Origin of the sequence: Brachymonas denitrificans (assembly GCF_907163135.1) — a bacterium.
Classification (GTDB): domain Bacteria; phylum Pseudomonadota; class Gammaproteobacteria; order Burkholderiales; family Burkholderiaceae_C; genus Brachymonas; species Brachymonas denitrificans_A.
In genome coordinates this window covers 1515700-1529374 of record NZ_CAJQUA010000001.1, presented here as the reverse complement: position 1 = coordinate 1529374, position 13675 = coordinate 1515700, and the positions used below count along the sequence as shown (strand labels likewise).

The following is a 13675-nucleotide window of genomic DNA, read 5'->3' as shown; positions in this document are numbered from 1 at the left end:
GTTCACTGTTTTTCCGCGGCGTCGATTGCGTCGAGTAGCTGTCGGGCTTGCGCTTCCAGTTCCTCGTCGGCCTTGTCCGCGACTTCTTCTGCCAGCGTACGGGCACCGTCGAAATCGGAGATGGCCAGGAATTCGCGGGCGAGTTCCAGACGGGCCAGCAGTGCTTCGGGGCTCGTCGTGGTGTCTGACTCGTCTTCCAGTTCGAGGTCGATGCTGCTGAAGTCGAAGGTGCGGGGCTGGATGGCGGGAGCGTTTGTGCTTGCCTCTTCCAGTGCGCTCAGGTCGAGCGTGAGGCCGTCGATTTCGGCCGTAGAGGCTTCGGGTTGGGTGGCTGCGCTTGCTGGCGCAGCGGTGAGCGCGTCCGCAGTGCCGGGTGTCTCTGTGGCAGCAGGAGCTTGGGCCGTGGAGGACGATTCAGCGGTCTGGTGATCCACGTTCCAGACGCGGGAAAGGGCTTCGGCAGCAGCGCGGGGCTGGGCCGCGGCAGCCTCGGCAGCAAGGCGCTCTTCTTCCCGCATGCGGCGGATGCGCAGCATCAGCCAGGCCACGCTGGCAAGCAGCACGGCAGCACCGGCAGCCAGCCACGTTAGCGGGTTGATGCCGCTGTCGGTAGCCGGAACAGGAGCTGCGGCGCCAGGTGCGCTGGCGGATTCTGCGGGGGCGCTGACGGCAGCCGCAGCGGCAGTGGCGCTGGCTACATCGGATGCGGACAGTGCAGGAGCAGAAGCCCCGTCAGTCGCGTTGGCTGCTGTAATGGGCTCGGCGACCGCCGGGGGTGCCGCGTCGGCTGCCTGGGAAGCGGCCGAAGCAGTGTTGGCGGTCGCAGCCGTCACTGCCTGAGGCGATGCGACGGCATCTGCCGAAGCCTGCGGGTCACTGGCGGCACCTGCCATCAGTGCAGGTGCGGTGGCAGATGCGTCAGGACTGGCTGCAGAGCTTGCCCCAGAGGACGCGGCTGAGGCTGCTGCCATCTGTACCAGCCGATAGCCGTGCTTTTCGAAATCCGCATTCTGCTGCTGGATCTGGCGACGTGCATCGGCAGCAGGGGTGGCCAGAACCTCGGCTGCGGCGGGCATGGTCAGTGCTGCCCCCTTCTTCAGCAGGTTGATATTTCCGGCCATGAAGGCATCGGGGTTGGCCTGCAGGATGGCCAGCAGCATCTGGTCGATGGAAGCGCCTGCCGGACGATGCGCGGAAGCAATGCGGCTGACCATGGCACCGGGCTTGGTTTGCACCACGATTGCAGCCGGGTCCGATACAGGAGCAGTCGCCTGTTGCGCCGTTGCGGGGAGTGCAATGCAGACAAGGAGGGCCGCGGCAGCGAGCGCATGTGCAGGACGATCAAGCGGGAAAGCAGGGCGGCAGATATTCATGGCGATAGTCTAACTGCCTGGGGTGGCTCACAATGGCCGGAAAAGGGGGGTTACATGCGGTCCGTTCCTGGCCGCGCAACAAAAAGGCGCAGCGCCCGAAGACGTTGCGCCCATGACGCGGTACTGCCGCCAGGCAGCGGCAATGGTGCTTACGCCTCCAGCAGGATGCGCAGCATGCGGCGCAGCGGCTCGGCAGCGCCCCACAGCAGCTGGTCGCCGATGGTGAACGCGCCGACGTATTCGGGGCCCATGGCCAGCTTGCGGATACGGCCGACCGGGATGGTCATGGTGCCGGTCACGGCGACGGGTGTCAGGTCCTGCACGGTGGCTTCACGCGTGTTGGGCACCACTTTCACCCAGTCGTTGTCGGCGGCGATCATGGCTTCGATGTCGGCCACGGGCACATCCTTCTTCAGCTTGAAGGTCAGCGCCTGGCTGTGGCAGCGCATGGCGCCCACGCGCACGCAGTAGCCGTCCACCGGGATCTCGCTGGAGCCGAAGTCGGCGCCCAGGCCCAGGATCTTGTTGGTTTCAGCCATGCCTTTCCATTCCTCGCGCGACTGGCCGTTGCCCAGATCCTTGTCGATCCACGGAATCAGGCTGCCACCCAGCGGCACGCCGAAGTTGGCGGTTTCGGCAGCGGTCAGGGCGCGCTGCTTGGCCACGACCATGCGGTCGATCTCGAGGATGGCGCTCTTGGGATCATCCAGCAGGGCCTTGACTTCGGCGTTCAGCGTGCCGTACTGCGTCAGCAGTTCGCGCATGTGCTGGGCACCGCCGCCGGAAGCGGCCTGGTAGGTCTGGGTGCTCATCCACTCGACCAGACCGGCCTTGTACAGTGCGCCCACGCCCATCAGCATGCAGCTCACGGTGCAGTTGCCGCCCACCCAGTTCTTGCCGCCGTTGGCCATGGCGTTCTTGATCACCGGCATGTTGACGGGATCCAGCACGATGACGGCGTCCTTCTCCATGCGCAGGGCGGAGGCAGCGTCGATCCAGTGGCCGTTCCAGCCGGCGGCGCGCAGCTTGGGGAACACCTCGTTGGTGTAGTCGCCACCCTGGCAGGTCAGGATGATGTCGCACTTCTTCAGTGCTTCGATGTCGTGCGCGTCCTTCAGGGTTTTCTCGTTCTTGGCCATGGCCGGGGCAGCGCCGCCGGCGTTGGAGGTGGAGAAGAACACCGGCTCGATCAGGGCAAAGTCATTCTCTGCCTGCATGCGGTCCATCAGCACGGAGCCGACCATGCCGCGCCAGCCCACCAGACCTACTACGTTTCCAACTTTCATCGTGCACACCTTTCGCGATTTTCAAAAATGAACCAGACATCCGGACACACCATCGCCACCGTGTCCGTGCCAAAGCAGGGCCACCGAACGGCAACGCAGGTTTTCAGGGGAGGTTTGCAGCCGGCTCGTCCGGCCGGATTTGGCGCACGACGAACCCGAGCAGTCAGCCCTTGATGGTTGTCGTTTTGGTGATGGGAGCAGGCAATGCCGCAGCCCGGACGCCGGAAGGCGCGCACTGGGGGCAGAAGGCAACATTGCTAGACATGCAAACGATTATAGGGAGCAACCCCGATGCACGGTTGTGCTAATTGGAAAGGCCTGCCGAAAAAGCCGAATTTGCGGGCGCAATGCGTGGCGTAGACGCAAAAAACGCCACCCGGAGGTGGCGTTGCGGAGGTGCAGCGCAGGCGTCGGGCAATCAGTCCGTTGCGATGGCGCGGTAGGCTGCCGAAACGTGACCAACTGCGCGATCGGGAAGGATATGGGCGGACTGCGGGCGTGATGCGTTGGCGACGGAGTGCAGCCTGTGCAGACCGGGTATGCTCTCGGCATGGAGCGCCTGGACTCGCGCTTCCGGAACGACCATTCCCTAGGAGAAAACCGCCATGAAATCCCGTGCCGCCGTCGCATTCGCCCCCGGAAAACCGCTGGAAATCGTCGAGATCGACGTGGCCCCGCCGCAGAAGGGCGAGGTGCTGGTCCGCATCACCCATACCGGCGTCTGCCACACCGATGCCTTCACGCTGAGCGGGGACGATCCCGAGGGCGTATTCCCCGCCGTGCTGGGCCATGAGGGCGCCGGCGTGGTGGTGGAAGTGGGCGAGGGCGTTACCAGCGTGAAGCCGGGCGACCATGTGATTCCGCTCTACACCGCCGAGTGTGGCGAGTGCCTGTTCTGCAAGAGCGGCAAGACCAACCTGTGCGTGGCCGTGCGCGCCACCCAGGGCAAGGGCCTGATGCCGGACGGCACCACGCGCTTCAGCTATAACGGCGAGCCGATCTACCACTACATGGGCTGCTCCACCTTCAGCGAGTACACCGTGGTGGCGGAGGTATCGCTGGCCAAGGTCAATCCGGATGCCAACCCGGAGCAGATCTGCCTGCTGGGCTGCGGCGTGACGACCGGGCTGGGTGCGGTGAAGAACACTGCCAAGGTGCAGGAAGGCGATACCGTGGCCGTTTTCGGCCTGGGTGGCATCGGTCTGGCAGTGATCCAGGGCGCCAAGCTGGCCAAGGCGGGGCGCATCATCGCCATCGACACCAATCCCGGCAAGTTCGATCTGGCGCGCACCTTCGGTGCGACCGATTGCGTCAACCCCAAGGACCACGACAAGCCGATCCAGCAGGTGATTGTCGAGATGACCGGCTGGGGGGTGGACCACAGCTTCGAGTGCATCGGCAACGTGAACGTGATGCGTGCTGCGCTGGAATGTGCGCACCGCGGCTGGGGGCAGTCCGTCATCATCGGCGTGGCCGGGGCTGGGCAGGAAATTTCCACCCGCCCGTTCCAGCTGGTGACCGGCCGCAAGTGGCTGGGCACGGCCTTCGGCGGCGTGAAGGGCCGCAGCGAGCTGCCGGGCATGGTGGAAGATGCCATGGCCGGCAGGATCCAGCTGGAGCCTTTCGTCACCCACACCATGCCGCTGACCGACATCAACGAGGCCTTCGACCTGATGCATGAGGGCAAGTCGATCCGCAGCGTGGTGCATTATTGAGCGGGCGGTTTCGGGCGCGCCACGCCCGAAATGACAAAGAGGATGGTGTCTTTGCGACCATCCTCTTGCTCTGTGCTGCACGGTCTTTCCCGTCGCGGGAGTGTATCGTCCCGGAGGGCCAGGGCGCCGTGCTGCGCCCGGCTGAGGCTCAGTGGCCCAGGTCGATCTTCTTCCAGCCCTTATGGTCGAAATAGTCGCCGTAGGTGTTCAGGGCCTTGGCCACGTTCACCACGCCATCGGCGCGCTTGGCATCGCCCTGCTTGCCTTGGGCTGTTTCGGCGCCATTCATCATCTGGCCGATCAGGCCGTGGAGTTCTGCGTCGGCCTTGGGATCGAGTTTGCAGTTCTTGACGATATAGGCGACATCCTCATTCACCTGCTTGTTGAAGGCGGCGTAGTCGCTCGAGGTGGCCTTGCCTGCGTGGATGCGGTGCAGCGTCTTGTTGGTGGATGCCTGGATGGATTCCATGCCCTTGCGCAGCGGCGCGTCGATGGCCCACTTCTTGCCGTTGTTCAGCTGGATGGTGTGGGTTTCGCTGGCGGCGCCGTGGTTGTGGGCGTTGTCGGCCGCAAAGGCCGCCAGCGGCGTGGACAGGACGAGGGCGAGGATGAGGGGCATGGTACGGCGTTGCATGAGGATTCTCCTTGAATGGTTCGGATTGAAAAGGGCCGAATCAGTCGGCTTGCATGTACTAACGAGTGGGGAACGGGGAAAGTTCCACGGGTTGCACATTTTTTTTGAAAAAAGCGCCCTTCGTTGCAGGCGCTGGTGTGCCGGACTGTCCTCGGCTCTCCGAGGCGGAGTCGGGATTGAGGGTGGGGTGCTCGTTCTGTCCACCGATCCAGGGGGTGTCACTTGCCTCTTGCAACGCCAACGATGGCATCGGGCTGCACATACGGAGCTTGCCAGCTGCGGCTGTCGCTGGAGGCGACGCGGTTGTCGCCCAGCACGAAGTAGTGCCCAGGAGGCACTTGCCAATGGCCGGCCCGTCCCCCGGGGTGTGCGACATAGGATTCAATGACCTGCTCGCCATTGCGTTGCAGGCCCTGAGTATCCATCACCAGTGTGTCACCGGGTAGCCCGATCAGGCGTTTGATGATGCGTTCGCGCAGCTCCGCCGAGTGCAGCACCACGATGTCTCCATGGCGGAGTTGGGCGGTATCGCGCAGAGGGCGCGCAAAAAGAAGCTGCCCTGCACGCAGCGTGGGCAGCATCGATCGGGAATGCACGCGGATCACCAGGCCGAGGTAGCGCCGGAAGCCCAGCGCCGCGAGGGCCGCGGTCGCCAGGGCTGCCAGCCAGAGCCAGAGGCTGCTCATGGCTCAGTGGGCGTGAGGCTGATGATGGCCGTGGTCGTGCCCATGGCCGCAACCACCGCCGTGTCCGTGTCCATGATCGTGGCCTTCGGCGTACTTGAAGAACGACACATAGTCTTCCACGTGCGCACGGGCGGCGGCGACATCGTTGACATCGAAACCCAGGCTGGCACGGGCGCGCTCGAAGCGTGCCTGCAGTTCGGCATGCTGCTCGGCTGGCGTCAGTTTCAGCAGCGGCTGCAGATTGCCATCGAGCATGGCGGCATCGGCGGCCACCACCTTTGGGTCGAGCGCGGTGCCGGAAGGCTTGATGCCGTCATAACCGGCGCCTTCTCCGGCGCGATGGATGCGCACCAGGTTTTCCAGGAAGTGGCGGTCGGCCAGCTCGGCTGCTTCGCCGCCCAACGCACGCACGCGGATGGCACGCTCGAATATGGGCCGCAGTTCGGCTTCACCGTCGGCGAAGATCCATTTGAGGGCGTAGTTGATGTTGCCGGTCTGCAGTGCCTTGTAACCATCGACCACTGCGGGTCCGTCTTCGGTGTCGCAGTGCGCGCTGGCCCGACGCGGGGTGAGGGCGATCAGGGCAAACAGGGCGATGGCCGACAGGATAAGGGAAGTGGTAAGCATGATGTTCTCCTTGCTGAATGAAAATCACCGTGATATCCGGCTTGTTCATTCAAACGAATGGGAGCGCAAAAAGTTCCCTGGCCGTGGCCATCCCCGTCATTTGCCGTGCAACTGCTCTTCCTGCGTCGGTTCGGCGGAGTAGCGGCTGAGCAGCAGGGCCAGCAGTCTGGCGCGCTGCGTGTCGTTGAGCAATTCGCGCTCGGCCATCAACTGGGTAATGACGCGTTGCTGCTGCGCGTTCTGCAACTCGGCGATGCGCGCCTGTTCGCGGGCGATGGCGGAAAGGTCCGGCGTGGCCGAGAAAATCGCCTTTACCAGTGCCTCGCGATGCTGGCGGATCTGCTCCCAGTTGCCATTGAGGTCCTGCAGGAAGGGGCGCTCCAGCGCCTGCCATTGCTGGCGTTGCGCGGCATCCAGTTCCAGCATGTCGGTCAGGTGCTGCGCAGCGGCCTGCGGGCGCCATTGCTGCCAGGCCACGGCGCCCAGCACGCCGAGGTTCAGTGCCAGGGAAGCGGCCAGCAGCCAGTGGAGGGGTTTGCGCTCGGTTTTCATGGCAGGGTCCTCGTCATGCGGCAGAGTTCGGGGGCAGCGCATAATCCGCCCGGTGGCACCGGATCGAAGACGCGTACGCCGCCCATGTCGGCGGCATTGCCCACGGTTGCCGCGGGCAGCAGGCCGCCACCCAGCCAGAGGCCGGCCGCAAGGGCAATGCCCGCCGCCACGCCGCCCGGTGCACCCCCTAGCCAGCCGAACCAGCCGGACAGCAGGCCGGGGCGAGAGTGCCCTGGGCGGCTGGAAGGCGCCCTGGTATTGGGATGGGCATGCAGGCGGTCCTGCAGGTTGGCGGCCAGGTCGAAGCCCAGGGGCGGCGTTGGCAGCGCATGCAGGGCGTGCTGCAGGCCCGTAAAGACCTGCAACTGGCGCTGGCATAGCGGGCAGTGCAGCAGGTGCTGGGCGACCTGCTCGTGTTCTGCGGCGGGCAGGGCATTGTCCAGATAGGCGGACAGGTCATCGGTGGGAGGGCAGTTCATGGCAGGCTCTCGTTCAATGGGACATGATTTCGGCCAGGGCAAGGCGTGCACGGGCAATGCGGGACTTGATGGTGCCCAGGGGCACTTCCAGGACCTGGGCGATCTCGTCGTAGGACAGTTGTTCGATCTCGCGCAGCAGCAGGACTTCGCGCTGGTCCGTAGGCAGGCGCGACAGCGCGGCGTCGAGCATGCGCAGTTGCTGCACGTCGTGCAGCGAGGCCTCGGGCGTGGGGGCCGTGTCGACCAGCCGGGCTTCCTGTTCCGGCTCCAGCGTGACGAAATCGACCCGCTGGCTGCGCCGGAGCATGTCGTAGGCCAGATTGCGCGCAATGCGCAGCAGCCAGGTGCTGAACAGGGCGTCGGGGCGCCATTTGGGGAGCGCTTCGTAGGCGTGCATGAAGGTCTCCTGGGTCAGATCCTGTGCGTCCTCGCGTGTACGGGTCAGGCGCAGCAGAAAGCGGAATACGCGATCCTGGAAACGCCGCACCAGTTCGGCAAACGCCGACGCATCGCCACGCTGGGCGCGTGCAATGCAGTCATCGTCGGAAAGCTGGCTGGTGGTGATTCGCATGATCGTGGCAACGGATTCAACGAATGGCGCGCGGAAAAGTTCCACGCGCGCACAAGAATCATGACCGACCCGGCATGCACCAGGCGCGAGATATCCAAGGATGTCGCGAGTGTACAGGGCACCACGCGGCTGCCGCGGCAGTGTATGCTTGGCCGGAGCCCGGGTAGCACGGGCCGGCGTTTTTCGGGAGGATGGCGCATGCAGCGCATTGAACAGCACACAAGTTTCGACGGCCGCCAGGAAGTCTGGCAGCACACCAGCACCAGCACCGGTACCAGCATGAACGTGGGGGTGTATCTGCCACCCAAGGCATTGGCTGGCGAGAAATGCCCGGTGCTTTACTGGCTTTCCGGCCTGACCTGCACCGAGCAGAACTTCATCACCAAGGCCGGGGCGCAGCAGTATGCGGCACAGCACAACCTGATCCTGGTAGCGCCCGATACCAGCCCGCGTGGCGACGGCGTGGCCAATGACGATGCCTACGATCTGGGGCAGGGCGCGGGCTTCTATCTGAACGCCACGCAGCAGCCCTGGGCCGCGCACTACCGCATGGAAGACTATGTGGTGGACGAACTACCGGCGCTGATCGAGGCGCACTTTCCTGCGAACGACCTACGCGGCATTTCCGGGCATTCGATGGGCGGGCATGGTGCGCTGACGCTGGCACTGCGCCATCCTGGGTGCTACCGCAGCGTCTCGGCATTCTCACCCATCGTGGCGCCTAGCCAGGTGCCCTGGGGGCAGAAGGCCTTTGCGGCCTACCTGGGGCCGGACGAGGCGCTGTGGCAGCAGCATGATGCCGTTGCGTTGATCGCCAATGCGCAGGAACGCCTGACCTTGCTGGTCGATCAGGGCGATGCGGATGACTTCCTGGCCGGGCAGCTCAAGCCCGAATTGCTGTGGAAAGCCTGCGCTGCCGTGCAGCATCCGCTGAAGCTGCGCATGCAGCAGGGCTATGACCACAGCTACTACTTCATCGCCAGCTTCATCGGGGATCACATCGCGCACCATGCAGCGGCCATGAGCGACTGAGTGGGCAGCGGGCACTCCGGGTATCGCTGGGCGCAGACGGCGCTCTGCTGGGCATTGAGGGGGAGCGAATTCAGCGGGTTTGCGGTGCTTCCCGTGCACCCGGCGCCAGCAGCAGCCCCAGCGCTGTCAGCCCGGCAAAGCCGGCACCGACCCAGAAGGTCGTGGCCGGGCCATGTGCTTCCCATAGCCAGCCGGCAATCAAGCTGGCCGCCAGCAGCGCCACGCCGCTCACCAGGTTGAACATGCCAAAGGCGGTGCCCAGCAAGGCCTGCGGCGCCCGGTCGGCCACCAGCTTGGACAGCAGCCCCTGCGTGACGGCCATGTGCAGTCCCCACAGCCCGGCTCCGACATACACCCTCCACACGTTGGGCGCCGTGGCCAGCACCACATCGGCCGCCACCAGCAATGCCAGACCGAGCAGCAACAGCGTGCGCGGCTGCATGCGGTCGGATGCAGCGCCGGCGGGATAGGCCCCGGCGGCATAGACGATGTTCATCACCACCATCACCACCGGCACCAGCGCCATTGCCACTCCCATGCTCTGCGCGCGCAGCACCAGAAAGGCCTCGCTGAATCGCGCCAGCGTGAACACGGCGCCGATCAGCACGATCAGCCAGTATTGCAGCGGCAGCTCCCTGATGCTGGACCAGCGCAGGCGCTTGCCATTGGCCTTGGCGTCGTCCGCCGGCTTTTCCGGATCGCGCACCCACACCACCAGCAGCACCACGCAGACCACGGCCGGAATCACCGAGAACCACATGGCCAGCCGCAGGTTGTCTGCCAGCCAGAGCATCAGCAGCACGGCCAGCAGCGGGCCGGCCAGCGCGCCGACCGAATCGAGCGACTGGCGCAGGCCATAGGCAGCACCGCGCAGTGCGGGCGGGGCAATGTCGGCCACCAGGGCATCGCGCGGCGCGCCGCGGATGCCCTTGCCGATGCGGTCGATGAAGCGCGCCGCCATCACCCAGCCCATGCTGTGCGCCAGCGGAAAGATCGGTTTGGTCAGCGCCGCCATGCCATAGCCCAGCACCATCAGCCATTTGCGCTTGCCCAGATAGTCGCTCAGTGCACCGGAAAAGACCTTGGTGATGGAGGCAGTGGCTTCGGCAATACCCTCCACCAGGCCCACCGCCACCATGGAGGCCCCCAGCGTGCCCACCATGAACAGCGGCAGCAGGCTGTGGATCAACTCGGACGAAATGTCCATGAACAGCGAGGCAAAGCCCATGGCCCAGATGCCGGCGGGCAGGGCGCGGGCAGAAACGCGCGGAGAGGAGGACGGGCTGGACGAATCGGCCATGGTGTGCGAGGGCTGGATCAGTCGGCAAGGCAGGTCAGGCGAGGCATGCCTTTTCTGCAGTTTCCAATATAGGAGAAAAATGGGGGCTGTGTGCTGCCGCGCAACGTCTGACGGCGAATTGTTTTGCGAGCGTGATCCATGTCAGTACATCCTCCGCAATACCCATTGGGGAATCAGGGAAGCTCGGTTACAGTTGCTGTGTTACACGCCGCCGCGTTGCCGTGGCCGCGCGGCGTTTCTGTGCGCTCTTAACCGACAGGCTTACGATATGGACCAGCATTACCTCACGCCCCTGTTTGCTCCTTCCTCTATCGCGGTGTTTGCCGGCAACCCCGAGTTGCGCGAATCCGATCCCGCCTACCGGGATGCGAAGAACCTCTATGAGGCCCTGACGGCGCAGCGCTACGCCGGCAAGTTCAACTTTCTGGATGTGGATACCACCGAAGGCCGCCTGGCCGACCTGATCAACACCGGCGCTGATCTGGCCCTGGTAGCGCTGCCTCCGCACAAGGTGATGGCGGCGCTGGAAGTGGCCGGGCGCATCCGCTGCAAGGCGGCGCTGATCATTTCCACCGGCATCACGGCCGAGCAGGCGTCCGAATTGCGCGCCGTGGCCCGTCGCAACAACATGTTCCTGATGGGCCCGAATAGCCGCGGCTTCCAGCGCCCGCACCTGGGGCTCAACTCCAGCATCGTCGGCCCGATTGCTGAGAAGGGGCCGCTGGCGCTGGTGTCGCAATCGGGGGCGCTCACATCGGCCCTGCTGGACTGGGCGCGGCCCAACAAGGTGGGCTTCTCCACCGTCATTTCGCTCGGCCCGCACACCGCGGTAGACATGGCGCAGACGCTGGACTTCCTCGCCGCCGATCCGCAGACGCACAGCATCGTGGTGTACCTGGAAGGCATCAAGAACGCCCGCAACTTCATGAGCGCGCTGCGCGCAGCGGCCATTGCCAAGCCGGTGGTGGTGCTCAAGGCCGGGCGCAAGCAGGCCGGCAACGTGGCGGCGCGCACGCACTCGGCGGCCATCGTTGGCAGCGACGAGGTGTTCGACGCCGCGCTGCGCCGTGGCGGTGCGGTGCGCATCCGTTCGTTCACCGAGCTGTTCTCGGCCGTGCAGTGTCTGGCATCGCGCTACCGTCCGGTGGGCAAGCGCCTGGCCATCATCACCAACGGCGGTGGCCCCGGCGTGCTGGCGGCTGATCGCGCCAACGACATTGGCCTGGAACTGGGCCACCTGTCCGACACCACCATCAACGCACTCAAGCCCAAGCTGCTGCCGCAGGCCTCGCTGGTGGACCTGATGGACCTGACCGAAGACGCATCGGCGGAGCACTTCCTGGAAGCCTTGCGCGCTGCTGCGTCCGATCCTGGCATTGACGGCGTGCTGACCATCCACACGCCCAAGATCGGCGCCGATATGGAAGGCGTGGCCACGGCCATCGCGCAGGAGCGTCCGAAATTTTCCAAGCCGCTGATCAGCTGCGTGATGGGCGATGCCTCGGTGCACGAGGCGCGCGGCATCCTGAACAACGCCGGCATCCCGACCTTCCGCAGCCCGGAAGCGGCGGTCGGTGCGTTCGGCAACATTGCGTCCTACTACCACAACCAGAAGCTGTTGCAGCAGACGCCGCCACCGCTCACCCACCTGGCCAAGCCAGATGTGGAAGGCGCGCGCATGCTGCTGGAAGGCGTGCTGGCCGAGCGCCGCCAGATTTTGACGGAGATGGAATCCAAGGCGCTGCTGTCGGCCTTCCATATTCCGGTGACGCAGACGATCCTGGCGCGCAGTGCAACCGAGGCCATGATGCTGGCTTCGCAGCTGGGCTTTCCGGTGGCGCTCAAGATCGACTCGCCCGACATTGCGCACAAGAGCGATGTGAACGGCGTGGCTCTCAACATCATGAATGCCGTGGGCGTGCGTGACGTGTTCGAGGAGATGATGGAAAACGTGGCGCGCAAGATGCCCAAGGCACGCATCAACGGCGTGTCGGTGCAGCGCATGGCGCGCCACAACCGCGGGCGCGAACTCTACATCGGCGTGGTGACGGACGAGCCCTTCGGCCCCGTGATCGCCTTTGGCGCGGGCGGCACCATGGTCGAGCTGTATGACGACCGCGCCATGGAACTGCCGCCGCTGAACCAGTTCCTGGCACGCCACATGATCGAGCGCTCGCGCGTCTCGGCCACGCTCGATGCCTGGCGCGGCGCCACGCCGGTGAACCGCGAATCACTGGAACAGGTACTGCTGCGCGTGTCGGAAATGGTGTGCGAACTGCCTCAGTTGCGAGAGATGGACATCAACCCCATCATCGTCGACGAAGACGGCGCGGTGGCGGTGGATGCGCGCATCGTGGTGGGCAACACGCTGGCCACGGCACGGCCCTATCAGCACCTGTCCATCCTGCCGTATCCGGCGCAATTCGAGCAGCAATGGCCGCTGCCGGGTGGCGGGCACTACATCGTGCGCCCGATCCATCCGGACGACGCCGAGATGCTTCAGGAACTGGTGCGTGGCCTCAAACCCGAGAGCCGCTACAACCGCTTTGTATCTGCGCTGACGGAACTGTCTCCGAACATGCTCTCCAAGTTCACGCTGATCGACTACGACCGCGAAATGGCATTGGTGGCGATCCTGACCGAGAAACACGTGGAAGAGGACGGCAGCGTGACCGAGACGCAGCGCATCGTCGGCTCGGCCCGCTACGTGACCAACCCGGACAGCAGCACCTGCGAATTCTCGTTGCTGGTGGCAGACGACATGTCCGGCAAGGGCATGGGCTCACGCCTGATGCGCTCGATCATGGATGTGGCGCGGGAGAAGGGGCTGAGTGAGATCATTGGCCTGGTGCTGACCAACAACTCCAACATGCTGAAGCTGATGCGGGCGCTGGGGTTCACCATTAAGGCTTATCCGGACGATCCGGATTTCAGGTTGGTGACGCATCAGCTGTGAGGAGTGTGTGGGGACGTAGCTCAGCTGGGAGAGCGCCGCGTTCGCAATGCGGAGGTCGGGAGTTCGATCCTCCTCGTCTCCACCATCCCTCAAGTCGTCAGGCAGATTGTCACCAGCGCCGATCCATCTTCTTCCGCGACCAGCGCATGCGGCTCGCCTCCGGCCAGATGCACCCAGTCTCCCGCACGCATCGTCTGAGTCCCCTGCGAGGTTTGCACTTGCATCCGGCCTTCCAGACACTGCACCGTAATCTCCCCCGGCACGCTGTGCTCGCGCAGTGTTTCGCCCTGGCGCAGCACGATGCGCACGACCTCCAGCTGCCGGGCCTTGATCAGCGCATGGGTGCGCGTATCGGCAAGGGCAGGACCCAAAGGGGCAAGTGAAACGACCTGGTTCGAAATGGCGTGGGGCTTGGCCATGGCAGCTACCTTTCCTTGAGCACTGATCGGCCCATGATACGCAGG

At 64.8% G+C, this 13675-nt stretch carries 13 protein-coding genes and 1 tRNA gene; 4 read left to right on the top strand and 10 right to left on the bottom strand.

What is annotated here, in order from left to right; all coding sequences use genetic code 11:
• Positions 1-2 precede the first annotated feature (2 nt).
• Both KKQ75_RS07240 and asd read right to left on the bottom strand, forming a co-directional pair.
• Positions 3-1238: a FimV/HubP family polar landmark protein gene (locus KKQ75_RS07240; RefSeq protein ID WP_213361257.1), complete on the bottom strand. Its 1236-nt coding sequence runs from the start codon at positions 1236-1238 to the stop codon at positions 3-5.
• Positions 1239-1522: 284 nt separating this feature from the next.
• Positions 1523-2659 (bottom strand): aspartate-semialdehyde dehydrogenase, encoded by a 1137-nt coding sequence (asd, locus tag KKQ75_RS07235; protein ID WP_091813707.1) that lies wholly within the window; start codon positions 2657-2659, stop codon positions 1523-1525.
• A 605-nt stretch (positions 2660-3264) separates the two neighbouring features.
• Between asd and KKQ75_RS07230 the strand changes: the two genes are divergently transcribed.
• Positions 3265-4374: an S-(hydroxymethyl)glutathione dehydrogenase/class III alcohol dehydrogenase gene (locus tag KKQ75_RS07230; RefSeq protein WP_213361256.1), complete on the top strand. Its 1110-nt coding sequence runs from the start codon at positions 3265-3267 to the stop codon at positions 4372-4374.
• Between the two features lie 148 nt (positions 4375-4522).
• On the opposite strand, the gene KKQ75_RS07225 is transcribed toward KKQ75_RS07230, so the two are convergent.
• The 6 genes from KKQ75_RS07225 to KKQ75_RS07200 all read right to left on the bottom strand — a co-directional run bounded on the left by KKQ75_RS07225 (position 4523) and on the right by KKQ75_RS07200 (position 7923).
• Positions 4523-5008 (bottom strand): hypothetical protein, encoded by a 486-nt coding sequence (locus KKQ75_RS07225; RefSeq protein WP_250131028.1) that lies wholly within the window; start codon positions 5006-5008, stop codon positions 4523-4525.
• Between the two features lie 218 nt (positions 5009-5226).
• On the bottom strand, positions 5227-5694 hold the full coding sequence (gene lepB / locus KKQ75_RS07220) for a signal peptidase I (RefSeq protein WP_213361254.1): 468 nt from the start codon (positions 5692-5694) through the stop codon (positions 5227-5229).
• 3 nt (positions 5695-5697) lie between these two features.
• A complete protein-coding gene (locus KKQ75_RS07215) occupies positions 5698-6321 on the bottom strand; it encodes a DUF6448 family protein (RefSeq protein ID WP_213361253.1) in 624 nt (207 codons plus the stop codon).
• Positions 6322-6417: 96 nt separating this feature from the next.
• Positions 6418-6873 (bottom strand): periplasmic heavy metal sensor, encoded by a 456-nt coding sequence (locus KKQ75_RS07210; protein ID WP_213361252.1) that lies wholly within the window; start codon positions 6871-6873, stop codon positions 6418-6420.
• Complete coding sequence (locus KKQ75_RS07205) at positions 6870-7352, bottom strand: anti-sigma factor family protein (RefSeq protein WP_213361251.1); 483 nt, start codon at positions 7350-7352, stop codon at positions 6870-6872. The genes KKQ75_RS07210 and KKQ75_RS07205 overlap by 4 nt, the downstream gene beginning before the upstream one ends.
• A 13-nt stretch (positions 7353-7365) precedes the next feature.
• Entirely contained in the window at positions 7366-7923 is a 558-nt protein-coding gene (locus tag KKQ75_RS07200) for a sigma-70 family RNA polymerase sigma factor (protein WP_213361250.1), read from the bottom strand.
• 198 nt (positions 7924-8121) lie between these two features.
• Here KKQ75_RS07200 and fghA point away from each other — a divergent pair, with 198 nt between their 5' ends.
• Positions 8122-8955 carry an S-formylglutathione hydrolase gene (gene fghA, locus KKQ75_RS07195; protein ID WP_213361249.1) on the top strand — a complete coding sequence of 278 codons (834 nt, stop codon included), beginning with the start codon at positions 8122-8124 and terminating at the stop codon, positions 8953-8955.
• 70 nt (positions 8956-9025) lie between these two features.
• On the opposite strand, the gene KKQ75_RS07190 is transcribed toward fghA, so the two are convergent.
• Entirely contained in the window at positions 9026-10255 is a 1230-nt protein-coding gene (locus KKQ75_RS07190) for an MFS transporter (protein ID WP_213361248.1), read from the bottom strand.
• 268 nt (positions 10256-10523) lie between these two features.
• On the opposite strand from KKQ75_RS07190, the gene KKQ75_RS07185 reads away from it, so the two are divergent.
• Positions 10524-13211: a bifunctional acetate--CoA ligase family protein/GNAT family N-acetyltransferase gene (locus KKQ75_RS07185; protein WP_213361247.1), complete on the top strand. Its 2688-nt coding sequence runs from the start codon at positions 10524-10526 to the stop codon at positions 13209-13211.
• A gap of 9 nt (positions 13212-13220) precedes the next feature.
• Positions 13221-13296, top strand: a tRNA-Ala gene (locus tag KKQ75_RS07180).
• Between the two features lie 4 nt (positions 13297-13300).
• Here KKQ75_RS07180 and KKQ75_RS07175 read toward each other — a convergent pair.
• A complete protein-coding gene (locus KKQ75_RS07175; RefSeq protein ID WP_213361246.1) occupies positions 13301-13630 on the bottom strand; it encodes a cupin domain-containing protein in 330 nt (109 codons plus the stop codon).
• Between the last annotated feature and the right edge of the window lie 45 nt (positions 13631-13675).